The organism is Chthoniobacterales bacterium, assembly GCA_035274845.1.
GTDB lineage: Bacteria > Verrucomicrobiota > Verrucomicrobiia > Chthoniobacterales > UBA10450 > AV80.
In genome coordinates, this window is sequence record DATENU010000024.1 from 83,500 (window position 1) to 108,402 (window position 24,903).

Genomic DNA, 24,903 nt, shown 5'->3' on the forward strand with positions numbered 1-24,903 from the left:
TTCCGATCAAGAGGTTTTCATCTGCGCACCGGCCGTTGCTGTGGTTTCGGCGGTGGCGTGGGTGCTGGCGCCGGCTTCGGGCGGACGCCAAAAAGTCTTTCAAAAAAGTTAAGTTTGCGCGGCGGCGGGGTAGCCACCACGACCGGTCGCATGACCTTTTTCACTTTGCCGGCCGCATCCGCTTCCGGTTCGACGGAAGGATCGGCAGTCGTGTTGGCCATATCGCTGTTGCTATTTCCGTCGAGGTTCTCTTCGTCGCTCGCGTTAATCTTCGGACCGGAATCGTTGAAGGTGACGGCAGGAATCATCTGGAACGGATTCGCCTTGTGGGCGGGTGCAATCCACGCGACTTGCTGCTGAAAATTTCCCTGATCCATCGCCAGCGCCCGCTCCAGAATCCGGGTTGCGATCGGCGCGGCAACCGATCCGCCATGTTCGCCGCCCTGGACCATCACGACGATCGTGTACTTCGGGTTGTCGAACGGCGCGAAGCACGCAAACCACGCGATCGTGTCCTTTTTCCCTTCCGTCATCGCCTGGGCTGTTCCCGTCTTGCCCGCGACCTGCACGTTATTCAATCGCGCCACCCGGCCGGTGCCGCCGTCTTCGTTTACGACTTTCCAAAGGCCGCGACGCGCGAGCTGGATTTGTTGCGCCGGAAAATCGAAGCGCAGATCATGATGCACTTTCGGCGCGGGATTCACCACCGGCTCGCCTTTTTCGTTCAGCAACGGTTTCCCATCCAGATTCGTCACGCTTTGGACCAGCTTCGGATAATAGGAGACTCCGCCGTTGGCGACAGTGGAGTAAACCATCGCCAGCTGAAGCGGCGTGACCAAATCGTAACCCTGGCCAATCGAGACGTTGGCCGTGTAAGCCTGCGACCAGCGCTCGCGCGGATAATGAATCCGCATCCAGTCGGGACCTGGCAACACCCCCGGCGATTCGCTTGTGATCTCGATGCCGGAGGTCTTTCCCAGGCCGAGATCGTCGCCCGTCTCATCGATCGCATCGATTCCGGCCGCGTTTCCTAACTGGTAGAAGAACGAGTTGCACGAAACTTTAATTGCGTCCGCGATTCCGATCGTGCCATGGCTGCCGCCCTTCTCTCCGATCCAGCAGTGAAAAAAGTGGTCGCCGTAACTGACGCCGCCGCCGCAGTTAAACGTCTTCGACGCCAGCCCTTTTCGAAGTCCCGCCAACGTCGTCACCAACTTGAAGGTGGAACCCGGTGGGAACCCGCTCACGGCCCGGTTCACCATCGGCGTCGCTTCATCTTTGCGAAGCGTTTCCCAATCTTTCGCCTTAATGCTCGGGATAAAGGTGTTCGGATCGAATGACGGCACCGATGCCATCGCCAGAATGTTGCCGGTGTTCGGATCCACCACCACCGCCGCCGCGCGACCGACGGCCCGGAGCGCTTCCTCCGCGATCATCTGGATGCGCGCGTCGATGGTTAGATTCACGTTCGCGCCCGCGGTCGGCGGTACTTCGCGGAGAACGCCGTCGATCTGCCCTTTCGCGTTCCGCCGCATGTAACGGACGCCGGGTTTACCCTTCAAATACTCATCCATCGCCTTCTCGACGTTGGATTTCCCTTCCACGTCTGATTGATAGAACGTGAACTTCTTCGCCTCCTCCTTGTTCGTGTCGTCCGGCGGACCGACGTAACCGAGGAGGTGCGCGGCGAGCGCACCGTAAACGTAGGAACGCACCGGCTTGATCGTGATGTCCACGCCGGGCAAGCCCACGTCGTGCTCGGAAAATTTCGCCATCGTGTCGAAATCGATGTCCTTAAGATAGGAATACGGGACCTCCGTGTTGGTGCGGAAATGGCGCTGGAGCTGAACAGAATTGTAGTCGCGCGCCAGATCGAGATCGTCGAGGCGGGGAACGACGCCGGTGTTCACGATCTTGACGATGTCCGGCTCCTTCAGGTCTTTCGGCATGCCGTTGATCGTGCTGCGATATTCGGTCAGGGGTGGAGGACCCACGCGCTCGCGGTATCCTTTCACCATCTCCGGGAGATAAAAATCGACCTCATAGCTGGCCCGGTTTTGGACCAGGATGGTGCCGTTACGATCGCGAATCTCCCCGCGCACGGATGGGATACGCACCGTCGCTTCCGAACTGCCGCGAATCTTGTCCGTCCACTCCTTGCCGTGCGCTACCTGAACGTACCAAAGCTTACCCAGAAGCGCGGCCAGGCCCGCCAGCATAAGCAAAGCGAGGAATTGCAGGCGCCAACGGGAACTGAAACGGCTCTGGTTCATTCGTACGCCTCCGGATCGGGAACATAAGGATTACGGGTGGCCCGGGCAAGAGTATGCAGAATCCAGAAGGCCAGCGGGGCCATGATCATGGCAATCACTCCGGGCCCGCCGATTTGCCACCAGGCCTCGCGGGTGAAAACGAGCGAGCCGCGCCGGAAAGCAATCATAAGATATTGAGACAGCAGAATCGCGGAGGTGCAAAGACCGCTCATTACGCAATGCACTTCCCAGCGTCCCCTAATAAACAAAGGCCTCAGGCCATGCATAACGGCCGCCAGCACGGCGTAGAGGAGTATTGACCATCCGAACGAAATTTCAACCCGCGGTCCCAGCACCTGGACGGTGAGGGCGTCGAGCAAAAACCCGGCGAAGAAAGCCAGGGCCATGACCAGCGGAAACGGCAGCGCAATGGCGCCATAAAAGACAATGACCGGGACGATGTAGATGTGGGCGTTGTACATCCAATCGAGCGGCGGAATGAAAATCTCCACGATCTGGGCGAGGAAAGTAAGAACGAGGAGGATGACGAAGAAGATCATCGAGAGAAATTTCGAAATTCGAATCTCGAAATCCGAAACAAATTCAAATTCGAAATGGGAAAAAACTCGAAACCGGACCCGATCATTTGAATTTTCCGCATCGTTTCGAGCTTCGAAATTCGGATTTCGGATTTGTTCATTATTTCCGCCCGGTGACCACAAACACGTCTTCCAGGTGTGACAAGTCCACGGCCGGTATGATCCGCGCCTGGCCGTCCAGTTCCCGAACCTTAAAACTTTGCACCGAGCCCACGAGCAGACCCGATGGAAAAACTCCGCCGACGCCGGAGGTATAAACCTTCGCGCCCGTTCTCACGTCGGCTTGCTTCGAGAGAAAGTTCAGGTCGAGCAACGGTGAGACCGAACCGGTAACTCGCTCGCCTGAAACAATTCCCTGCTCGCGCGTGCCTTCGACGGAACAGGCCACCCGGCAATTCTCATCAGACACCAGGAGAACGATCGAAATGTTGTCGGCGACGGTGGTCGTCTTGCCGACCAGACCCTCATCGGTCACGACCGGCATGTCGGGTTCGATCTGGTCAACCTTCCCGCGGTTGATGGTCACCGTCCGCCACCAGGTCGAGGAATCGCGGGTGACGATTTCGGCCGGCACGAGGCGGAAATCCGAGCGTTCGCGGTAAGCGAGGGCGCGGCGGAGGCGGTTCACCTCATGCTCAATGTCGCGCAGGGCCTGGTTCGTCGCCTTGAGCGCCCGATTTTCGACCTTGAGATTATTATTATCGCGCTCCAGGTCTTCCAGGGTTTGCAAGCCTGTGCTCACCGAAGTTATTTGCTTTTTCAATCCCGAGCCGCTCGAGAGAAACGGCGAAATCACTTTGTAAAATCCCGCCTGCAGTTTGCGGGTGCTTTCCGCGCCGAAGCTGAGAAAATAGGCCAGGACCGCGGCGACGATGACCAGCGCGATGATGCTCGAGCGGTTCATCCGATTGCCGATTTCAGATTTGCGACTTCAGACTTCAGGAAGGGCGCGGCGAACCGCGCAATCTGAAATCGGCAATCGGCAATCTGCAATCTCCTAGCGCCAATTGCGATCGGTTGAAGCCACCTGACGCAAAAATTTAAGTTCATTGAGGCATTTGCCGGTTCCCTCCGCGACGGCGCTCAGCGGATCTTCGGCTACATGGACAGGAAGACCTGTTTCCTCGCTCAAAAGTTTATCAAACCCGCGAAGCAACGCGCCGCCGCCTGCCAGGACGAGCCCCCGGTCCACCAGATCCGCCGACAACTCCGGCGGGCAACGCTCGAGAGTGATGCGGACGGAATCGACGATGGTCGAGATCGGTTCGAGCAACGCTTCCCGCACTTCCTGCGAGGTAATTTGCAGCGTCTTCGGCAGACCCGCGACCAGATCGCGGCCCTTCACTTCCACGCTCGTCTCTTTCTCGCTCGGATAGGCCGAGCCGATTTTGATTTTAATCTCTTCCGCGGTGCGTTCGCCGATCATCAGGTTGTAGGCGCGCTTCATGTATTGCACGATGGCTTCATCGAGCTCGTCGCCCGCCACCCGCACGCTTCGGCTGAAGACGATCCCGGAAAGCGAAATCAACGCCACTTCCGTCGTGCCGCCGCCGATGTCGATGATCATGTTCCCCGCCGGATCCTGCACCGGCAGGCCGACCCCGATCGCCGCCGCCATCGGTTCTTCAATCAAATAAACTTCCCGCGCGCCGGCGTGGGTGGCGGATTCGCGCACCGCCCGTTTTTCCACTTCGGTGATTCCCGACGGCACGGCGATAACGACCCGGGGCTTCGCCCGGACCCGGCGCCCGTGCACTTTTTGAATGAAATGACGCAGCATCGCTTCGGTCACTTCGAAGTCAGCGATAACGCCGTCTTTCAGCGGGCGCACGGCCACGATGTTCGCCGGGGTGCGGCCGAGCATTCGTTTGGCTTCGTCGCCAACCGCAAGAACCTTGTTGGTGCCGGCTTGCACGGCAACGACCGACGGTTCGCGGAGCACGATACCCTGATCCTTTACATAAACGAGCGTGTTGGCCGTCCCGAGGTCGATGCCGATGTCGCTGGATAACCAGCCGAAAAGTCCGTTAAACATGAAATCTAAATTGGTCGAGCATTCCAGGCGAGCCTACGGCGCCTGCGAGCGCGATAACATGAAACGCCCCCCTGCATCGTCAAGGACGAATGCGGGTTGGAGTATTGGAGTAGTGGATTGATGGGAAAGCGGCGATTCGACATTACCCCATTACTCCATTACTCCATTACTCCAATGCCCCGCGTTCTCGTCTCTCCGTCCATCCTCGCCGCGGACTTTTCCGATCTGGCCACCGAGATTCATCGCGCCGAAGCCGCGGGCGCGGACTGGCTCCATCTCGACATCATGGATGGCCACTTCGTGGATAACATTTCCTTCGGTCCGGCGATGGTGGCCGCCGTCCGCAAGCAAACCCGGCTTCCGCTGGATGTTCATCTCATGATCGAGCATCCGGATCATTATCTGCCGCGCTTCGTGGAAGCCGGGGCGAATTCCATCACGGTCCACGTCGAACCGGAATCGAAACATGATGTGGAGAAAACGCTCCTGGCCATCCGCGACGCCGGCTGCGGCGCCGGGCTGACTCTGAATCCGGCAACGCCGTTTGCAGCAATCGAGCCCTATCTGGACAGGATCGACCTGCTGCTCATCATGACGGTGCACCCGGGATTTGGCGGCCAGGCGTTCCGGCCTGAGATGATGGAAAAAGTGGGCCGCGCGAAAGCCTGGCGCGATGATCGCGGCGCGAAACTCGACCTCGAAGTCGATGGCGGCATCAATGCCGAAACCGCGAAGCTCTCCATCGAGAGCGGCGCGAACGTGCTCGTGGCGGGCACCTCAATTTTCCGCGCGCCGGATTATCGGGAAGCGATCGAAAAGCTTCGGGGCGAACCAAAAGAATAGCGTCGCGGAGTCATCCCGAGAGCGCGACTACGCGAGCACCATCGGCGTTTCGCCCACCGTGGCCGGCACGCTGTGCAGCTCGGTCTCGGCCATCATTTCGTCCGTCTGGGTCACGCGCAAAACTTCTTCAATCGTGGTTTTGCCTTCGAGCACGCGGCGCCATCCGTCCTGGCGCAAGGTGATCATTCCTTCGCGAATAGCGCACTGTTTGAGTTCGCCGCCGTCGCGTTTCTGCATGATAAGGCGCTTGAGCGGCTCGGTGATAACGCAGATTTCGTAGATGGCCATGCGACCCTGGTAGCCGGTTTGGCGGCAGTTTTCGCAGCCGGCCCCGCGATATAACCTCGTCCCCGACGCAATGGTCGCGCCGATTTCGTTGAGATATTCCGAAGGATATTCGACCGCCTCCCTGCAGTCCGGACAGATGGTTCGGACGAGCCGTTGAGCGAGAAAGGCTTTGACGACCGAGGCAAGGAGGAACGGCTCCACGTCCATGTCGATGAGACGAGTGATGCCGCCCACGGCGTCGTTTGTGTGGAGCGTACTGAAGACAAGGTGACCCGTCATCGCCGCCCGGATCGCGATGTCGGCGGTTTCGACGTCGCGAATTTCTCCCACCATCACGACATTCGGGTCCTGGCGGAGAATGTGACGGAGACCCTTCGCGAACGTGAGATCGATTTCCGGTTTCACGTCGATCTGGGAGACGCCCGGCAACCGGTATTCGACCGGTTCCTCGATGGTAATGATGCGCCGCTGCACGGAGTTGATGCTGCTGAGGAAACAATAGAGCGAGGTCGATTTTCCGGAACCGGTCGGCCCGGTCACGAGAATGATCCCGTTCGGCTGGTTGAGGAGCGCTTTCATGATGCGCGTTTGCGCCGGGCTAAGATCGAGACGCTCGAAACCGAAGGACTGCTGTTGGTCCCGGCTGAGCAAACGCAAGCTGATGGACTCGCCGTTCACGGTCGGAATCGTCGAGACGCGGACGTCGATCTTCTGTTCGTGGGCCTCCAAATTGATCCGGCCATCCTGCGGCAGACGACGCTCGGCGATATCCATGTGCGCCATGACTTTCAGGCGCGAAATAATGGCCGATTGGAGGAGGCGCAGCTGCGGCGGGACCGCGACTTCATGGAGAATTCCGTCGATCCGATAACGGATCCGAAGGTCCCCCTCGAGCGGCTCCACGTGAATATCGGTCGCGCGCTCCAGGATGGCTTCACGGATGATCTGGTTCACGAACTTCACCACCGACGCTTCCGGATCGTCCGCGTTCAGGTCGGTTGCGCTTTCAATATCCTGTGAGTTTTCGAACGACCGGTTCGTCTTGAGAATTTCATCGAACGTTTCCGCGCCCACGCCGTAAACGGTTTTCATAGCGCGCAAAATCTGCGCGCGCGGCACCAGCACCCATTCGACCGGCCGTTTCAAAAGCTGGGAGGCAAGCTGACGCCCAACGGAATTAAACAAATCGTAGGTCGCGAGCACGACCGTTTTGTCCCTGGTTTCGATCGGCAGGATGTGGTGCTGAAAAACAAAGCGGCTCGGGAGGAGCGACAACACCGGGCGCTCGATTCGTTTCGTGTCGATCGAGATCACCGGGACCTGGAAATAGTTTCCGATCGCCTCAAGGAAACGCTGTTCGTCCACCTTGCCGGAATCGAGTACCTGGTTGGTCCACGATCCGCCGTTGAGGTTCGAGGAAAGCTCGATGGCCTCTTCGCGCGAGGGGACGCCGCTCGCCAGGAGAAGGTTTACGAGAGAATTACTGACCGCTGTGTTCACTGGTTAATCTTACGCGCAAGAGGTGCAATTGTCATCAGGATCGACATCTTGCTGCTTTTCCGGTTAAATCGGCGGCCTATGAAAACCCTCATTGTTTCCTTGGCAATCTTCGCTCTCTCCCTAACCACTCTTCCCGCCAAAGATGGCGAGTTTAAGAGCATGATCATTCCCGATAACGGTGCCGACGTGCGAATCAGTCTTGCCTCCAAGGAATGGATGAAGATCACAAATTTTACTCAGAATGATACGGGCTCTTCCCCTGCCCGGTCTGCCGGGGTCGCCGTCTTCAATGGAACGGACGGCATGTGGGTCCTTTTCGCCACAAATCCCACGGCGTTTACGCCCCACGAAGATATGTTCATCGCGGGTCCGGCGACAGTTGTTGTAGTACCCCAGCCGGGCGCGATCGTTTTCATGACGTATCAACGCGGATCAGATTAGCGCAGCGGATTAGCCGCCGGCGCTATTTCATCCCTGGCATATCGGGTCCCGGGAGCACGATCTCCTTATCCTCGCTGGGGGCCGGACAATCCGGACAATCCTGGTCGATCTCCGGACCAAAATGCATTTTGTCTTCGTGTTTCTGCCGCAGCCGATGAAGATCGAGTTTCGTCAGGGCGACTTCCGGTTGCATGAGAATAATGAGCTCGGTCCGATCTTTTGTCTCCCTCGTGTTCCTAAAAATGCCCCCGATGACTGGAATTCGGCTCAGCACTGGAATGCCGGTTTTGTCTTTACGCTTATTCTCTTGAATTAACCCGCCAAGGACAATGCAGGAGCCATTTGCCGCCGCCACGGTCGTCTTGATATAACGCGTTGCGATGTTCGGAATTGGGTTTCCATCGATGGAGGTAGAGCCCTGGAGGTTGTCCAGTTTCTGAAGGATATCGAGCGAGACTTCCTTCTCGGAGTTGATCAAGGGCACTACTTCGAGTTGGAGGGCAACCTTCTTGAATTGAACGCTGGAGAAAGTCTGGCCAACGTTAAACGAGGAATTTACCGGCACCGGAACTTCGGTCCCGGAAGCGATAATCGCCTTCTTGTTGTTGCTCGTGAAAACCATCGGGCGTGAGATCACCTTGAAACGCCCGGTCGCATCGAGCATTTTAACGATCATTTTCAGACCAAAGCCGGTCGAAAGGAAAACATTAGTCCCGCCCGTGGCCGCAGCTTCGGCCAGCTGGGTAAAGTTCTGCAGCGTGCCCGGCTCGGAAATCGGTGCATTCAGAAGAGTGCCGCGAGAGAAGCCGGCGACGCCACCGTCATGGTTGGGCCCCGGAATGCCGACTTTCTGCTGGAAATAATCGACCCCAAACTGTTGATCGGAATTCAGGGTCAGCTCGCCAATGACCGTGCTTAGGGCCACCTGCGGCGCCTTGATGTCCATCTCGTCGAGAATTTTCATTATCTTGACCACAACCTCGCGATTTCCGAGGACGATGATGGAATTCGCCCTTTGGTCGGCGATAATCTTGGAGTTGCCAATCGTGACAGCCTTGGGCGTGGTATCGACCGCCTGGGTGGAAAGTTCTTCCGAGAAACCCTGGCTTCCTCCGCCGCTACTGCCAAAGCCGGAGTCGAACCCGCTACTGCTGTTGCTGGTGTTCCGCGGTACATTGCGCTGGGCTTGCTGCTGCGGCGCCGCCGGGTTGGAAGCATCCGCTCCCTGGCCCTGATTGGCGCCCGGCTCAGTCAGTGCTTGAACCAGCACCGGCAGGATGTCGGCCGCGCTGATGTAGCGCAGAGGCCGCGTCACCGGTTTGCCGAACTCAACGTTGGCATCGAACTCCGCAATCAATTTTCGGATAAATGGCATGTTGACCGGCCGGGTGATGACATGAATTCGGTTTGTCCGCACGTCCGCCGCAATCTTGATCTTGCCGACCACGATTGAATCCTCCGAGAGCCCGGCGAGCCCGCCCAGATCCCCTTCAATGGTCACCTGGGGCGGCACCCCGGGGATGTTCGCCCGTCCCGGTGGCCGTACTCCTGGCTGGGCAGGGTTTGCTGCGGGCGCGGTTGCGGGCGTGTTCCCCTTGTCGAAAACATCTTTGAGCGCCTCAACCACTTTGGTGGCATCGGCCCGTTCGAGTTTGATGAATTCACTCACGACCTGGGCAGGTGGGACGTCGATCTGGTCGATGATGTGAGTGAGCATCCGGATCACGCTCGAGTTTTCCGTGATGAGAATGGCGCCGGATTTTGGCAGGGCCAAAAATGAGGTGTAGGTCTGCGGCGGCGAAAGATACTGCCCGAGCACCTGCTGGAGCTCGACCGGATCGGCGTAATGGAGCCGGAAAAGATAACTCACGACGTGGTCGCCCGACGGAATGTCGGATTCGTCGGAAATGATCGGGACGCCGGCATTGCGCGGGCTGCGTCCAGTACCGATTACCTTCACAATTTCATCCCCGGCCGGCACGAGGGAATAGCCGTTCATGAGCAAATTCATCTCGATGATCTTGATGGCCTCATCTTTGGGGACCGGTTTGGCCAGGAAGATGTTGACCTTGCCCTGGACGAAGTTGTCCATGATGAGCTTTTTGCCAGTGAGCGTTTCGTACAGCCGAAGCACGTCGGCGACATCGCTATTCGGATATTGAAGAGTAACCGTCTTCTCCACGGGGACGGTGGCTGGCGGCGGAGGTTGGGGCGCCAGGTTTGGCGCCGGAGCGGGCGCTGTGTTCGGAGGCGCGGCTGGCTTTTGCGGGTTGGACGCCGGCGCCTGCGCGACAGTCTGCGGGGCGGCGGTAGGCAAGGGGCGCGAAGCTACGGATGACGCCGGTGGCTTAACCTCTGCAAATCCGGAACTTAGCGCTGCGACCGACAGCGCTACGAGACATAAGGGCCGTAACACGCGCTGTATGTAATAGGTCGGCCTCTCCGGGTCAAGATTATAAGAGGGGAATCGTGGCTGAAGTTACAAAGTTTTACAGCCGTTTTACAACTGTTTTACAACGCTTCCATGGCCACCATGGAAGCAGAGGTTGCTTCGAGCGCGTCGCGGCCAGGCACTTTTTAACTTTGTAACCCTCCTAACGTTTCACCGCGGCCAGTGCGGCGAGCAGCTTTTCATGGATGCCATCAAATCCGCCGTTGCTGAAAACCGCAACCACGTCCTTCTCTTTCACGAGCGGAACCAGTTTCTCGATAATGTGGGCCGCATCCGGTTCGTAGAAAGCCGGACGGCCCGCGGCGGCAATCGATTTCATCACCGCCTGAGGATCGAGCCGTTCTTTGGCAGGGATCTGTTCAAGGCGCGCGATCTGAGAAATGAAAACGCCATCGGCCAGCTTTAGCGCATCGGGCAGCTCCTCCTGAAAAATTGCGCGCCGCGTCGTGTTCGATCGGGGCTCGAACACCGCCCAGATTCGGGAGCCGGGATAACGATGCTGGAGCGCACGGATGGTCTCGCGGATCGCAGTGGGATGGTGCGCGAAATCGTCGATTACCTTGATCCCGCGCACTTCGCCGCGCAGCTCCTGCCGGCGCGCGATCCCCTTGAAGCTCTTGAGCGCCTTCCGGATGTTCGCCAGCGACACGCCGTAAAAGCGCGCGGCCGAGACGGCCATGGCCGCATTCCGCACATTAAACTCGCCGACGAGCGGCAGCTCGAATTTGTCTTCGCCGAGGATGAAGCTCGAGCCGTTCGCCGAATAAGAGGCTTCGCGGATTCGGCGGGCGCAATTGGCGGAGAACCCCACCTCCTCGATCTGCGCCAGCAAGGGCTGCAACTGGCGAGCCACGTCCACGCAGTTCGCGTCGTCGCCGTTCAACAGGATCATGCCGTTTTGCGGGACGATGTTGAAGAGGCGGCGGAAACTGAGCTTGATTTCGTCGAGGTTGTTAAAGATGTCCGCGTGATCGAACTCGATGTTGTTTACGATCAGTAATTCGGGCAGGTAGTGGACGAACTTCGAGCGCTTATCGAAGAAGGCCGTGTCGTATTCGTCGCCTTCGATCACGTAATATTTCGAGTCGTTGAGATGCGCGCCTTTCCCGAGATTTTTCGGGATGCCCCCGATGATGAAACCGGGATCGAGCTTCGCCACGCTGAGGATCCAGGCGAGGAGCGCGGTCGTGGTGGTCTTTCCGTGGGTGCCGGTGACGACAAGATTGTGCCGGCTCCGCAGGAACAGTTCTTTCAGGATCTCGGGAAGCGAGACGTAATAAAGCTTCCGATTCAGGACCGCTTCCACCTCCGGGTTGCCGCGTTTCATCGCGTTTCCGATGACGATCACTTCGGCGCCTTCCGGGATATTTTCCGGGCGAAACCCGGCGAACAAGGCGATGCCCTGACTCTCAAGAAAGGTCGACATCGGCGGGTAAACGTTCTCGTCGGAGCCGGTGACGATGAAGCCGCGTTCGCGCAAGGCCGCCGCCACAGCTCCCATCGCCGTGCCGCAAATCCCGATGAAATGAAAATTTCGTGCCCCTGAAATCACGCAAAGTCCTTTACGATGCGAGTGAGCGTTTGGCTACTGTTGATGCGTGGCCGCGGTAAGGCGTTCTGGCGTTGAAGCGTTTGAACCATTGCAGACTGTCGTCTGCTTCATCGCTTCAACCCTTCAACCTCCTCTCCATGAAATGCTTTTGTTGGCGAGGAAAAAGAAGAAGCGGTGAGGCTTGTCGGTGTTCGTGGGACTAGCTAGGGTTGCCCCCCGAATGGAACCCGACAGAAATCCTCCTCTTGAGCAGGGAGAAAACGATGTTTTCGCTTCCGACGATCCTGCCCTGCCGCCAGGTTCGCCACCTTTGTCGGTTCCATTTCGTCCCACCCTCCTGGAGCGGCAGCTGGATAAGTTGCGGGCCTTCTATAACGCGGCGCCGACGGAACCAACGGCGAGCGGGCGCTATTACCGAAAATTGCTGGCCACTTATTACCGCAACCTCGTTCCGCCCGGCGCGAGCGTCCTCGAAATCGGATGCGGCGCCGGAGACCTTCTTGCCTTGCTGCCGAATCAGGATCTCACGGGGATCGATCTGTCCGGCAATCAAATCAGGGCCGCACGCGCGAAAGTGCCCCAGGCAAAATTCCACGTCATGGCCGGCGAGAACCTGGAGCTCAACCGCACATTCGACTTCATCATTCTCTCGGAGACGCTCAACTTCGCGGCCGACGTCCAGAAGATTCTCGAAAAGGCTCACTGCGTGTCACACGGCCGAACACGTCTGATCCTGAATTTTCACAGCTTGCTCTGGTGGCCCTTCATTAGTTTGGGGACGGTGCTCGGCCTCCGCGCGGCCCACCCTCCCTGCAATTGGCTGAGCTCGACCGATATGCGAAACCTGCTTTCGCTCGCGGGTTGGGACGTGATCAAACAACAAGGCCGGTTGCTCATGACGTTCCCGCTTCTTGGCCTGGAAAAGTTCGTCAATCGCTTCATCGCCCCGCTGGTGTCGCCCCTGGCTCTGACTGTCTTTCAGGTCGCCCGGCCTTTGCCCCGTCCGCATGGCCCTAAGACAGTTTCAGTCGTGATTCCGGCACGGAACGAGGCTGGAAACATAGAAAACGCCGTGCGGCGCGTGCCAGCGCTCGGGAGCAAGACCGAGATCATTTTCATCGAGGGAAATTCCACGGATCACACCTGGGCGGAGATTGAGCGGGTCAAGAGGGAATACCCTGATCTCCAAATCAAGACGATGCGGCAGACCGGAAAGGGCAAGGGTAACGCCGTCCGCGAAGCTTTCGACGCTGCCAGCGGGGAGCTCCTGATGATCCTTGATGCGGATCTCACCGTGCCGCCGGAGGAGCTCGGGAAGTTCTACAATGTTGTCATCTCCGGGCGAGCCGATTTCGCGAATGGCGTCAGGCTGGTCTATCCGATGGAAGACAAGGCCATGAAATTCTTCAATCTCTGCGCGAACAAATTTTTTGGAATCGCTTTCAGTTGGGCGCTCAACCAGCCGTTAAAAGATACGCTCTGCGGGACCAAGGTCCTTTTCCGGGAAGATTATGCGCGCATCGCGGCGAATCGGGCGCACTTCGGCGACTTCGACCCCTTTGGGGATTTCGATCTAATTTTCGGCGCGAATCATCTGCATCTGAAAATCGGCGACATCCCGATCCGTTATCGTGAGCGCACCTACGGCGAGACCAACATCCAGCGGTGGCGTCACGGCCTCCTGCTCTTCCGGATGCTTTTACTTGCCATCATGAAAATTAAGTTGATCTAGCGGAGCGCAAATCGCTACGCGTTGCCTCCCCGGACGGGAAACGAGATGATAGGGTCCTTACTTTACGATCTTAACCACGCTTCGATCTGGCATCATGAATTGAAAGTGTGGAACCAGCGCCTCCGCGCCACCTCGCTCGACCGGCTCGTCTTTCTCGGACTTCATCGCCTGGGATTAATGGGAAAGGAGGAGGCGAGGCTGCTGGAAAAATTGGTCGAGCCTGGCATGCTGACCGTGGACATCGGCGCCAATATAGGACTTTACGCTCTGTTGCTGGCCCGACTCGTGGGGATGGACGGCCGCGTTTTCGCTTTCGAGCCGGAACCAGAACTCTTTGCGATGCTGTGCGAAAACTGCGCAGCCAATGGCGCCGTGAACGTCACTCCATTCCAATGTGCCGCCGGCGAAACAAATGGACGCGGGACCTTCCAACGGGCTATTTTTAATTCGGGCGATAATCGCCTCGGCCCGACCAGAGCTGATGCCCAACCGATCGAGGTCCAAGTGGCGCGCCTGGATGACGTCTTGCCTGTGCGAGCGGTCCAATTCATCAAAATCGACGTTCAGGGTCACGAACTGGCCGCGTTGTCCGGCATGACAGAACTGCTTTCCGCCAGCCCAGATGTTCGGGTGCTTTTCGAATTTATGCCGTTTGCTTTGCGGGCGGCAAACGCGCCTCCGGAAAGTTTGCTCGATTTTTTCCGCGACCGTGGCTTTGAACTCTACGAGATGAAAGCCGGGTGCTTGCAGCATGTAGCCAATCCGTCCCGACTTTTGACCGAGGTCCAAGGCAAACAATACATCAACCTTCTGGCCAGTCGGACTCCCCTTAACAATCTCGCGAAGAGCTAACCCTCCCTGGATATGTTTTCCGGACCGAAATGGCGCTTGAAAGCTGATTGGCTGCGGTTGTGGCTGCCGCCGGTGCTGCTGGTCGCGCTCTTCGTAGGCACCGGGCTTCGCGGTATCGATTTCGGCCATCACTGGGACGAGCGCGAGTTTACCCTGGACGCCGCGCGCACCATGCTCGCCAACGGACTCTTCCTCTCGCGCCCGTACATCTACCCCGGTTTTGCCAAGCTGCTGGCCCTGGTCCCGTCACTCGATGACGGGTTGCGGGCGCTGGGACAAGGTGGCGGTGTCCGCCAGGTCCTCGGGGCGATGGTCGCGGCCTTCAATGCGCCGAACTATCTGCTCCAGGCGCGGGCTGTCTTCGTAATGGTTTGCGCGCTCGGGATTCTCTGGGTCTACCTGGCGGTCTGGGTGACCACCCGCCGGTGGTGGCAGGCGACGCTGGCGGCCGCGATCCTTGGCACGTCCTGGGAACTGGCGTATCACTCGCGCTTTCTGGTCGGCGACTGCCTCCTGGCACAGTTCTCCGCCCTCTGCCTTCTGCTGCTGGCGCTCTATCACCGCCGTGGGCACTCTGGCTGGTTGTGGGCAGCGTCGATCGTCGTAGGTCTTGCCGTCGGCACCAAGTACCCAGGCGTCCTCCTGCTCGCCCCGGTGATGTTTTGCGCCGCTCTGCAGACGCCAGCCACTTTATCGCAGCGGACCGCCCGCGTAGTGATAGTGGGTGTGCTTTCGGTGGCCAGCTACCTTGTTACTACGCCCGGCACTGTCATCGACCCCATCGTCTTCGCAGACGCGCTCGCCAAGGTCAAAGCAACCTACACCGGGGGTTGGTTCGGTTACTCCGTCGCACCGGGGTATCCGCACCTCTGGATGTTGGTGCGGTATTTTGCGCTCAATGTCTTCTCACCTTACGCCCCCATCGCAGCCGTCTTCTTTGTTTCAGCCATCGCCGGCGCGGTTCTGTGTTGGCGGGACGACCGAAAGTTCGCCGCGGTCTTGATCGGCTTTCCCATTCTCTTCGCCACGTTCTTCTGCTGGAAGTACACCGTCTTCATCGTCCGCAACTTCCTTCTCCTGGCGCCATTCCTCGCCGTGCTGAGCGCGCGGGGGCTGGCCGAAGCGCTCGTGCGCCTCCGCTGGCCCGCGGCACGCATCACCCTGGCGGTCGTGATCGGCGGCGCTCTGGCCGCCAACGCTGCGTGGTTGATCTCCGCAGGCGAAAGTATCCGCCACCGCGATGACGGAGTCGCAGCCTCGGAGGCCATGGCCTATGTCCGCGATCACCCGGGCACTCGGTTCCGGGTCTCGCCTAAGGTAACCTCGATGGCAGCCGGGCGGGGCCTGGCGCTCCCATCCAACGCCGTCCAGGCCAACCCCGATGAAGTTGTTTTCTTCGCCAAGACCGAGGGCGCCGCAGCCTACGCATGGAGCGCGAACGATCCCTGGCTCACTCGCGCCGTATTCGGCCCTCGAGAGATTAACTTCAACTACTACTCGACTTGGGAAGGCTCCGACCGGGTCGTGGTGATGACTCTCGTGAAAGCCAAGGCCGCCGGAATCCCGTTGGCGCAATAGGGCCGGCGCCTGACTATGGCTGCTGACAAAAAAGTAGTGGTCATCATGCCGGCTTACAATGCCGGCAAGACCTTGGAGAGAACGTATCGCGAGATTCCATTGGACTCGGTCCAGGAATGCATCGTCGTCGATGACGTTTCGGCCGATGCGACGGTGGAGATCGCGCGCGCGCTTGGGCTGCGCGTTTTCCTGCATGAGGAAAATAAGGGATACGGCGGAAACCAGAAGACCTGTTACGTCGAGGCCCTCAAGACCGGCGCTGACATTGTGGTGATGTTACATCCCGATTACCAATACGACCCGAAAAAAATCCCGGACCTCATTCGGCCAATTATCGAGGGCCGCGCGGACCTCGTCCTGGGTTCGCGAATGGCCCACGCGGTCGCGGGCGGGATGCCGCTTTACAAGCGGATTTCGAATCGCTTTCTCACCTGGTGCGAGAACAAGGTCTTCGGGCTCGAGCTCTCGGAATATCACACCGGCTTTCGCGCCTTTCGCCGAAGCGTGCTCGAAACCGCGCCCTTTCTCCTGAACTCGAACGATTTCATTTTCGACCAGGAGATCGTGGCGCAGGCCGTCTGGTTTGGGGCCCGCATTGCAGAAATCTCGGTGCCACACCGCTATTTTCCCGAAGCGAGCACCATCGGTTTCGGGCGCTCGGTCCGTTACGGCCTGGGTGTTCTTAAATTACTGGCAGCTTTCCTCCTGAATCGAAAAGGCGTAATTGCCTCCCCGAGATACCGTCCTCTGCACCACGCTTACACTGAGGTCCGCACCCGCTCCCCGCAGTGATCAATCGCAACGGTCTCTTGCCGTCAGCGATCTATTGGTTTGTTCGCCTACGACAGCATCACAATCTCAATCCCGCACTGGATGACGACGAGAGTGAGAACGACGAACGCGCTCTTTGGCCATTTCGCTCCGACGGTTCGGTCGAGCAAAAGAAATCCGGCCCAGAAAAAACAGAGGAGCGGCACCAGGATCAGGCGTGGCGTCCAACCCCCGCCGAGAGCGCCCGAATAGACGAAAGGGAGCGCAAGAAACAAGAGCAAAAAGTAGGGTATTCCCATAAACAGGGCGGCATCCTCGCGCTCCATTTTATCTCGCCAAAGACGCCACACCGCGGCGAAAAAAAGCCAGGCCGTGCCGAGTAAGGCCAGGACAGTCCAGAGAGCTCCCAGGCACACCGACGCCGCCATCACCGGGGTCTTCCATGGCCGGCGCGTTTTCAAATCGGGGATAAGAATCCGGTCGATACTGTGAGATCCAGGCAAATCCTGAAAGATGTTCATCGTATCGGCAAAAGTGCCCAGATGAACCAGACCCAGGTAGCTGTGTTTGTGCGCCGCCAGAATCTCCTTCTTAAAGTACTCAGGAGCTTTGAAAAGTTGGAGGTCAGCGGTCTTCACCCAAAAGAGCTCCCTCCAACTCATGTCCGGTTGCCCCGGCGCTCCGCCTTTCGGGAGCCAAACCGTAGTGGCCACAGAGTTCTTCGCCCGTGCGCTCGCCCAATAAGAATGGTACACCAGCGCGGTAGGAAGGATCAAACTCAGCGCGCAGATTGCGACGAATCGTTGCAGGCTCCACCGACGCTTCCACCAGAGGAACCCAAAAATAACAAAGATCGCCGGGATCACAGCCATAAAACTGTACTTACTCCAAATTCCAAGCCCCAGAACCAACCCGAGGAGGGCCGCGTTTTTCGGAGTAGACGTTTCCGCAGACCGAAACCGCTCGAAAACAAAAAGCAGTAGAACAAACACCGGAATTGTCAGCCAATCGGCGCCGCTCGTAACGGAGTGGATCATTCGGACCGGGAGAAATGTTACAAAAAAAACAAAGGCCAAATGAAGGAGGGGCGATTTAAAGCGGCGCTCCGTGTAGAGGAAAAACCACCACAGCGCCACGGTGTTAACGGCGGCCTGAATGATCGCGAGGGTGATGGGAAATGCGGTCTTGGGTCCGACGATCCTGTAAATCGCGTGGCCCACGAAATCATAAATGGGAGGGGACGAATGGGAGAAATCGAAAAATCTTGTCGGGTCGCGGAGGCGCGCCACATGCACATTGTAATCGGGGCCGACGTAACCGCCGCGATAGGCCGCGGCCGCGCAGAGAAGAAACGAAACGACCAGCGCGGCCGCCCAGAGAACCCTGCGCCAGGGCATTTCTCCCGCTGATGTTCGCCAAAGCTTCATGGTCGGCGGGCAATTGATAATGGCACCCGAGGGCGAGACAAGCTATTTTTGAGATATGTCTGAAAAGTGGAGGCGATCGGCTCAATCCTGTTGCGCCTCCGTCCCGGCATCGGCGGATATCTGCTGGTCACGGCGACATCCTTCCTGTAAGTCGACGAGCTCCGCTGGATGAGTATCGTCCTCGGCTCATAACAAGCGCGTGAAACTCAAGATATCATCCGATACGGTCATAGCCCTCGTTCTGGGCACCGCCGCCGGGTTTCTTTTCTATTATTCGACCAAGCCGCTCCACGGCCATTTTGATTACACCGTCCGGATCGCGGGCGCGCTTTTGCGAGGACACGTTGGGCTCAGCGAGAATCCCGGCTCCTGGCTGAATGAGCTGGTCCCTTGGAAGGGGAAATTCTATTCGGTCTTCCCCCTTGGAGCGGTTCTCGCCCAAATTCCGTCCGCGCTGCTGCTCAAAATGGGCCTTATTCGCTACTGGCCGGCGCAAGTGACGGCCTCCGTCGTGGCGGCCGGGTGCGTTTATTTTTGCTACCGCCTGACGTTTGTCATGCGCATGACGCGGGCGCGTCGCATCCTGCTCGCGTTGTTTCCGGTGTTTGCGACTTTCACCTGGACGAACCTCGGCTTCGCCGGCGCGTGGCAAATTGCTCTCGGCTTCGCTGTTCTCGGGCAATCCGCAGCCCTCTATTTTACTCTGGTCCGCCCGAATCCGTATCTGGCCGGCGCGTTTCTCGCCCTCGCTTTTGGGAACCGGGTCGAGTTGGTCCTCACCGTGCCGATCTTTCTCTATTTTTGGTTTTTCCGAGTGGGCCAAACTCAACCCATTTTTCAGCAAGCAGATGCGAGCCCACTTTCGGATTCGGCACCTCTTCCGGATTCAGCCCCGGCTGCTCCCTTGCCTCACGATTCGCCTCAAGCAGAGGCAATACCCGAGGAATTGGTCGAACCTGCTCCCGCTTCGGCCGATTTAACAACCACCTCTTCGGCCGAGGTGACTTCTCCCAATCCCATCGAGCCTGAGCCGACACCTGCCGAATTCATCTCCGACACGCCGATATCTGCGGCTGCCGATTCAACACCCGAAGCTCCAGCTGCTACGGAGACCCCAATGGTTACCGAGGCTCCAGTGACTACCGAGGCGACACCTCCCGAGCCCGCGCCTGCGGTCCCGGCGCCCGCGCCCGCCTGGCACAAGAAATATCACCCGGCCTTAATCCGGACGGCCAAGTTCATCGCCATTCCCGCCCTCATGCTCCTCGCGATGGCCGCCTACAATTACTCGCGTTTTCATTCGGTCGCTGATTTCGGTTACGCCCGAATTCCCGGCGTCTTGAACGAACCGTGGTACCGGCACGGCCTGTTTTCCTTTTATTCCATCCCGTGGAACATCCACAAAATGCTGTTCGAGGGCGCAGGGGACATGCCGGTCTTCCCTTACATCCGGTTTTATCCGTTTGGATGCGGGATCTTTTTCTCGACCCCGTTTCTGTTCATGCTCTTTCGGGAAGGCGGAAAATATCGGCTGCCGTGCTGGCTCGCCATCGCTGGACTAACCCTGGTGCTGTGGCTCCACGGGAATCCAGGTGGCTGGCAATTCTCCTATCGCTACGCCATGATCATGCTCCCGTGGATGTTCCTGCTCATCGTTGGCAACGGCCCGCGCCGGTTAACCGCAACCGAAACGACGCTCTTTCTTGTCTCCGTGGGCCTGAACTGGCTCGCGAATTACGAATTTCTCTTCAAGAACCTCGTTCATCCATAAACCGCTCCGCTGATTCGCAGCGGGCTATTTTTTCTTAAATACCTCGACCGCATTCCACGCTTCGTCCGGCGGCTGGGCCTCGTATTCCAGGGAACGCTCGAGATACATTTTCGCCAGGGCGTCATCAGGATAAAACTCGAGGAACTGTGAGAAAAGGATCTTTGCTCCGCTAAAATCGCGGGCCCGGAATTTCCGAAAGCCCGCTTCATAAGTTTCCAGCCGCTGAATAAACTCCGCGTCTCCATCGCCGCCCTTCGCCCCGATGAGGGTGAACAACTCGACCGGTTTTGTTTTCCCTTTCACCTGCACCAGCGCGACGCTGCGGAGATGAAACTCGTCGCGGATTAATTCGCTCGCCCGCGCGCCGACCAGAATGTCGACCGCGTAGGTCCGCGTCAGGGCTTCGAGCCGCGAGGCCAAATTGACGGCGTCGCCGATGACAGTCGGATCGGCCTTTTCCTGGGAGCCGATGTTGCCCACCAGGACGTCGCCATGATTAATGCCGATGCCGATATGGAACGGCGCGGTCCCTTCCCCTTCCCATCTTCTATTTAGTGCCGCGAGTTCGCGTCGCATGGCTACCGCAGCCCGGGCGCAGGCTTTCGCATCTTCCGCCACGCCCCGGCTGCCAACATTTCCCCACACCGCCATCACAGCGTCGCCGATAAACTTATCGAGGGTGCCGTTGTGCTGGAAAACGGCGCTAGTCATCCGGCTCAGATATTCGTTGAGTTGCTTCACCAGCTTCTCGGGATCGGCGCTTTCCGTCATGGAGGTGAACCCGACAATGTCGGAAAACAAGATCGTGGCCGGCACCCGCACTCCGCGCAGACTGCTGTAAAAGCTATCGGGGTTATCGAGGATTTCCTTCACGAGATTCTTCGAGACGTAACGCTCGAGCGTGCGGCGGGTGCGGAGCTTCTCCAGGCGCTCCAGAGTAAAATCGTAGCCGAGGGAGAACAGTCCGCTCAGGCTGAAGGAGCCAAGGACAGGGAGGGTAAGCAGAAAAACATTCTGCGTGTTATAGAGTCCCACCACGGCGGCGAGATAGCCGGCACTGAGCCCGATGAGAAGGAGAAGCGCGACCAGCGTCTGCCGGACAAAGGCAACCACCACCCAGGCGCAGAAGCCCGCGCCGAGCAACAGAGCGAGGTTTGTCCAGGGCCCGGTTTCGTTTAAAAACTCGCCATCCAGCGCGGCGGCGATCGAATGGAAATGGGTGATCGGCCCTGAAGTCACATCGCTGATAGGAGTGGGATGGACATCGTGCGCAATGGCCGAGGCCGCACCGATGAGCACGACCTTGTTCTGGAAAAAACTGCCGTTGCCATAGTTCCTCTCCCAATAGGCAGGAACGAAAATCTCGAAAAGAGAACGCGGCTGATAGGCATCGTTCGGTCCGAAACGGATCATGGCGGATAAGCCCGGGGGAGGAATGCGATTGCGGAAGCCAAGCTTGCGGAGTGACCGCGCGTCGAGGGACTCGTAGATCGTCTCACCGCTTCGGGCGCGTCCCGGTTCGATGCCATTCATCTTGGCAATGATCTGCGAATCGGTCATGGCGTAGTTAATCCGGCGAATCCGGCTGTCCGCGTCCGGCCAGATACTCACGAAACCGACGCGGTCGTCGGTGAAACCATCCGGAATCAGCGCCTTGTTTGGCGGCACAAAAATGATGCCCATTTTGTCAGTCTGGGAACTTGCGCTTGCTTCGATGTCCGCACCAATGACAACCCGGTCGCGGTGACGATCGAGCGCCGCGCGGAATTCTTCATCGCCAGCGCGGCCCGGATCGAAGGTCAGATCGAAGATAATCAGGCGCGCGCCGGCATCGCAGAGTTTGTCGATGAGCTCGGCATAAACCGCCCGGGACCACGGGAACTCTTCACGCATTTTTTGCAGGGCGGGCGAACCAGCGACTTCCTCTTCGCTCACCTGGTCCAATTGCTTGGACGCTTCATCGATCCCCAGGAAGACAAATTCGTCATGAACTTTGGTGCGAAGACCCTTCCGTTCGAGGGCATCGCGAAACGCGGTTTCGTTTGCCCAAATGCTGTTGGCAAACGCAACCTGCCGAAGCAGGGCCAGGCCGATAATTATGCCCGTGCAGAGCGCGCAAATAAGCGCCAGCGCCACGCGGCGATGACGTCCGAGCCAGTGCATGCCGGATTTTAGGAGCCTTGTCCCAGACGGCCAATGCAATAATACGCCTGTTGGATTCCGAGGTTGCATCCGCCTGCTCGCTCGCTACTGTTCCGGCCCGCCCCGCCGGATGGCGCGCGGCGATCTGCTCACCTGGTTCCTATTCGGGACCAAATCAGCGAATGAGGTCGCGCAGATCATAATTAAAGAACAATTCGCTGAAAGAGGAATCCCGCCTCGGCGGGGTAAAACAAAATGCCAAGAGCAACTAACGCCCCGGCCAGCCGGGAGCGACGCAAACGCGTTCTCGACCAAGCCAAGGGATATCGCGGTCGCCGTTCCAAACTTTTCCGTTACGCGAAAGACGCGACGATGAAAGGAAAGTATTGGGCCTATCGCGACCGTAAAACCCGCAAGCGCACTTTCCGCTATCTCTGGATCCAGCGTTTGAACGCCGCCGTCCGGGCCCAGGGTCTCACTTACAGCCGTTTCGCCGAGGGCTTGAAAGCAGCCAACATCGGCCTCGATCGAAAGATCTTGTCCGACCTGGCCATCACGGATGAAGCCGCCTTCAAAGGCATCGTCGAGCAGGTAAAGACCGCGCTCGAAGAAAAGGCGAAATCAAAGAAGAAAGCGGCGTAAGCCGTTCTTCGCCGCTTTAGAGCGCGGGCGAGTCCGCGCCGGTCGTGACGGCTTCCGGTACTTCTGCCGGGGCCGGTGTTTCCACCTGGCTGGCGACGTCGCCGGCTTCGCCTTGAGATCCTTCGACCGAAGGCGTCTCCGTGGAAGGGGCGTTGACTTCAGTTTCAGCGGGTTGTTCGGCAGTCGCCGCCGGTGGCGCTTTTGCCCGGGGCAAATCAAGGGAGCCATCGTTGAATTCGATGACGTAACCTTCGCCGATCAACCAGTGCAGGTCGGAGGCCAGCGTCATTTTCGCCTTCTCGAGCTCGGCGGCTTCCGTGCCGGCCGGACTCAATTGCTCCGCCAATAATTTTCGGTTAATCCCAGGCGCGGCCGCTACTTTTTCCAAAATCGCGTTGATCGATGGGGAAACCCCGGCGCGTTCGTGGCCGAAAATTCGGGTCCGAACGGGCGAGACGAAAAGCATTCCGCGGCGATGCCGAAAAATATTCAGCCCCGCCTGGCGCAGGCCTGCCGCCAGCTCCTGCATCATTTTCGAAGGCGACCGGGTTTCCTGCGACCACGCCTCCTCAATCGCGCGGCCCAACCCACGATCCGGAAGGCGCCGGCTCAAAACGCCGCTCACGGTGAGTTCTTTTGCGCTGCGCAACAACGTTGGAAGATGCGTCTGCCGAAAGTGGCGTTCCGCTTCCGCTACGCTGGTAAATGTCAGCGGCGGCTCGACGGCCTTGGTTTGGTAGGTCGTGACATTCCGAGCCTGCTCCTTCCATTCCTCCACCACCGCGGGATCGCTGACAATCTCGATCTGCCTTTGGTAATCGGCAAAGCTCATGCGCCGGCTGAAGCGCGTTTCATACAGATTCCGCAGCTGCGGTTGATAGGCATGATGGTTCGTGGGGCCAAGCAGAGTCCCGCTCAGTCGGCAACGCGCCACGTTCGAGAAATTTCCCTTCAACGGCTCGCTTTGCGTGACTTCGATCGTATAAAAATCGTCGCGGGCGTTGGCAAAGGCGGCCCCTTCGAGAATGCGTCGATCTGAAGCGACCGCACCGTTTTCGCCGATCTGGTGCAGGTCGGCGCCTTCCGCCGCGGTGAGGCGAACATCGTAGCGCTCCGGCTTCTCCAGGAAAAGCCGGGCCAGGGCAAAAACAGAGTACGCCACCGGCCCCGACTTGAGCTGAGCGACAACACTCTCGAAAGCGCGCGGATGAGGAAGAAACCTGACGGTTACGGCGACCGGCGGGGCGGTTTCGACAGGCCGGTGCTCACGGTGATTTTCCGGCCGGCGCGGGCCTCTCCCGCGGTCCTGACGAGGTCCCCCGGAACGCTGGTCTCGCGGCTGGCTCGGGCGTCGCTCCCGGGTTTTGGGGCCGCGCCGGTCCCGATCGCGGCCGCGGTCGGACCGCCCGGGGCCCCGCTCGAAGGCCCGCGGATCCTCGCCTTCAAAGTCGGCGTAATGATTCGGGCGCGCCGGTTCGTTTACCCACGACGGCAGCAATTTGAGGTCGAGTAAATCTTCCGGTGTGGACGGCGGAGGCATCTCTTTTCATTTACGCCAAGCGAAGGGGAAGTAAACTGCTCATGCCGTTGGGAGAGCCGAATTCTCGCCTGTTTGGCGGGCAGGAGGCGCGATCCGATCCTTCGACCTGAAATTGATTGACAAGATCGCTAATTCATTTAGTTGCCATCCTTACCAAGAATGATAAAGAGCTGCCCCCTTAGATAACGCCCAAAGGAAATTTTTATGACGGACAAATCAATCGAAGAGAAGGTAAAGGACATCATCGTCGAACAGCTCGGCGTTAATCCGGAACAGGTCACGCCCACGGCGTCGTTCATTGAAGATTTGGGTGCGGATTCGCTCGATATCGTTGAGCTCGTCATGGCGTTCGAAGAGGAATTTTCCGTCGAAGTGCCGGATGAAGATGCCGAGAAACTTCAGACCGTCGGCGACGTCGTGAAGTACATCGAAGAGAAATCTTCGAAGCAATAGTCTTCCTGGCGTCGGCACGCCTCTCTTGGAGCC

20 protein-coding genes are annotated in these 24,903 nt (G+C 58.5%); 10 read left to right on the plus strand and 10 right to left on the minus strand.

All coding sequences use genetic code 11. From position 1 onward, the window contains the following. Positions 1-17: 17 nt before the first annotated feature. The 4 genes from mrdA to VJU77_18370 all read right to left on the minus strand — a co-directional run bounded on the left by mrdA (position 18) and on the right by VJU77_18370 (position 4,886). Positions 18-2,273 carry a penicillin-binding protein 2 gene (gene mrdA / locus VJU77_18355; protein ID HKP05317.1) on the minus strand — a complete coding sequence of 752 codons (2,256 nt, stop codon included), beginning with the start codon at positions 2,271-2,273 and terminating at the stop codon, positions 18-20. Then, the gene (locus VJU77_18360) at positions 2,270-2,812 is read right to left on the minus strand and encodes a hypothetical protein (protein ID HKP05318.1); all 543 of its coding nucleotides are present in this window, start codon (positions 2,810-2,812) and stop codon (positions 2,270-2,272) included. The genes mrdA and VJU77_18360 overlap by 4 nt, the downstream gene beginning before the upstream one ends. 139 nt (positions 2,813-2,951) lie before the next feature. Then, the gene (gene mreC, locus VJU77_18365) at positions 2,952-3,755 is read right to left on the minus strand and encodes a rod shape-determining protein MreC (GenBank protein ID HKP05319.1); all 804 of its coding nucleotides are present in this window, start codon (positions 3,753-3,755) and stop codon (positions 2,952-2,954) included. Between the two features lie 93 nt (positions 3,756-3,848). Next, complete coding sequence (locus VJU77_18370; protein HKP05320.1) at positions 3,849-4,886, minus strand: rod shape-determining protein; 1,038 nt, start codon at positions 4,884-4,886, stop codon at positions 3,849-3,851. Positions 4,887-5,060: 174 nt separating this feature from the next. Between VJU77_18370 and rpe the strand changes: the two genes are divergently transcribed. After that, entirely contained in the window at positions 5,061-5,729 is a 669-nt protein-coding gene (rpe, locus tag VJU77_18375; GenBank protein ID HKP05321.1) for a ribulose-phosphate 3-epimerase, read from the plus strand. Positions 5,730-5,756: 27 nt separating this feature from the next. Here the strand turns inward: rpe and VJU77_18380 are convergent, their stop codons facing one another. Next, the gene (locus VJU77_18380; protein HKP05322.1) at positions 5,757-7,517 is read right to left on the minus strand and encodes a GspE/PulE family protein; all 1,761 of its coding nucleotides are present in this window, start codon (positions 7,515-7,517) and stop codon (positions 5,757-5,759) included. Positions 7,518-7,595: 78 nt separating this feature from the next. Here VJU77_18380 and VJU77_18385 point away from each other — a divergent pair, with 78 nt between their 5' ends. Then, on the plus strand, positions 7,596-7,958 hold the full coding sequence (locus VJU77_18385; protein ID HKP05323.1) for a hypothetical protein: 363 nt from the start codon (positions 7,596-7,598) through the stop codon (positions 7,956-7,958). A gap of 22 nt (positions 7,959-7,980) precedes the next feature. Here the strand turns inward: VJU77_18385 and VJU77_18390 are convergent, their stop codons facing one another. Further along, on the minus strand, positions 7,981-10,275 hold the full coding sequence (locus tag VJU77_18390; GenBank protein ID HKP05324.1) for a secretin N-terminal domain-containing protein: 2,295 nt from the start codon (positions 10,273-10,275) through the stop codon (positions 7,981-7,983). A gap of 277 nt (positions 10,276-10,552) precedes the next feature. Then, a complete protein-coding gene (gene mpl, locus VJU77_18395) occupies positions 10,553-11,962 on the minus strand; it encodes a UDP-N-acetylmuramate:L-alanyl-gamma-D-glutamyl-meso-diaminopimelate ligase (protein HKP05325.1) in 1,410 nt (469 codons plus the stop codon). Between the two features lie 220 nt (positions 11,963-12,182). Here mpl and VJU77_18400 point away from each other — a divergent pair, with 220 nt between their 5' ends. From VJU77_18400 to VJU77_18415, 4 genes are read left to right on the plus strand one after another with little or no spacing between them, the layout of a single operon-like run. Beyond that, positions 12,183-13,694: a glycosyltransferase gene (locus VJU77_18400; protein HKP05326.1), complete on the plus strand. Its 1,512-nt coding sequence runs from the start codon at positions 12,183-12,185 to the stop codon at positions 13,692-13,694. A gap of 45 nt (positions 13,695-13,739) precedes the next feature. Continuing rightward, positions 13,740-14,546 (plus strand): FkbM family methyltransferase, encoded by an 807-nt coding sequence (locus tag VJU77_18405; GenBank protein ID HKP05327.1) that lies wholly within the window; start codon positions 13,740-13,742, stop codon positions 14,544-14,546. Positions 14,547-14,558: 12 nt separating this feature from the next. Further along, positions 14,559-16,124, plus strand: coding sequence for a phospholipid carrier-dependent glycosyltransferase (locus VJU77_18410; GenBank protein HKP05328.1), 1,566 nt, complete (start codon positions 14,559-14,561; stop codon positions 16,122-16,124). Between the two features lie 15 nt (positions 16,125-16,139). Continuing rightward, positions 16,140-16,916 (plus strand): glycosyltransferase family 2 protein, encoded by a 777-nt coding sequence (locus tag VJU77_18415; protein HKP05329.1) that lies wholly within the window; start codon positions 16,140-16,142, stop codon positions 16,914-16,916. Between the two features lie 47 nt (positions 16,917-16,963). On the opposite strand, the gene VJU77_18420 is transcribed toward VJU77_18415, so the two are convergent. Then, positions 16,964-18,292, minus strand: coding sequence for a glycosyltransferase family 39 protein (locus tag VJU77_18420; protein ID HKP05330.1), 1,329 nt, complete (start codon positions 18,290-18,292; stop codon positions 16,964-16,966). Between the two features lie 229 nt (positions 18,293-18,521). Between VJU77_18420 and VJU77_18425 the strand changes: the two genes are divergently transcribed. Next, positions 18,522-20,093 (plus strand): hypothetical protein, encoded by a 1,572-nt coding sequence (locus VJU77_18425; protein HKP05331.1) that lies wholly within the window; start codon positions 18,522-18,524, stop codon positions 20,091-20,093. A gap of 24 nt (positions 20,094-20,117) precedes the next feature. On the opposite strand, the gene VJU77_18430 is transcribed toward VJU77_18425, so the two are convergent. Next, entirely contained in the window at positions 20,118-22,256 is a 2,139-nt protein-coding gene (locus VJU77_18430; protein HKP05332.1) for an adenylate/guanylate cyclase domain-containing protein, read from the minus strand. Positions 22,257-22,490: 234 nt separating this feature from the next. On the opposite strand from VJU77_18430, the gene rplT reads away from it, so the two are divergent. After that, positions 22,491-22,877 (plus strand): 50S ribosomal protein L20, encoded by a 387-nt coding sequence (gene rplT, locus VJU77_18435; GenBank protein ID HKP05333.1) that lies wholly within the window; start codon positions 22,491-22,493, stop codon positions 22,875-22,877. Between the two features lie 16 nt (positions 22,878-22,893). Here rplT and VJU77_18440 read toward each other — a convergent pair whose 3' ends face one another. Beyond that, on the minus strand, positions 22,894-24,039 hold the full coding sequence (locus VJU77_18440; protein HKP05334.1) for a hypothetical protein: 1,146 nt from the start codon (positions 24,037-24,039) through the stop codon (positions 22,894-22,896). 45 nt (positions 24,040-24,084) lie between these two features. Between VJU77_18440 and VJU77_18445 the strand changes: the two genes are divergently transcribed. Beyond that, entirely contained in the window at positions 24,085-24,390 is a 306-nt protein-coding gene (locus VJU77_18445) for a hypothetical protein (GenBank protein HKP05335.1), read from the plus strand. Positions 24,391-24,621: 231 nt separating this feature from the next. Next, a complete protein-coding gene (locus tag VJU77_18450; GenBank protein ID HKP05336.1) occupies positions 24,622-24,870 on the plus strand; it encodes an acyl carrier protein in 249 nt (82 codons plus the stop codon). Positions 24,871-24,903: the final 33 nt, after the last annotated feature.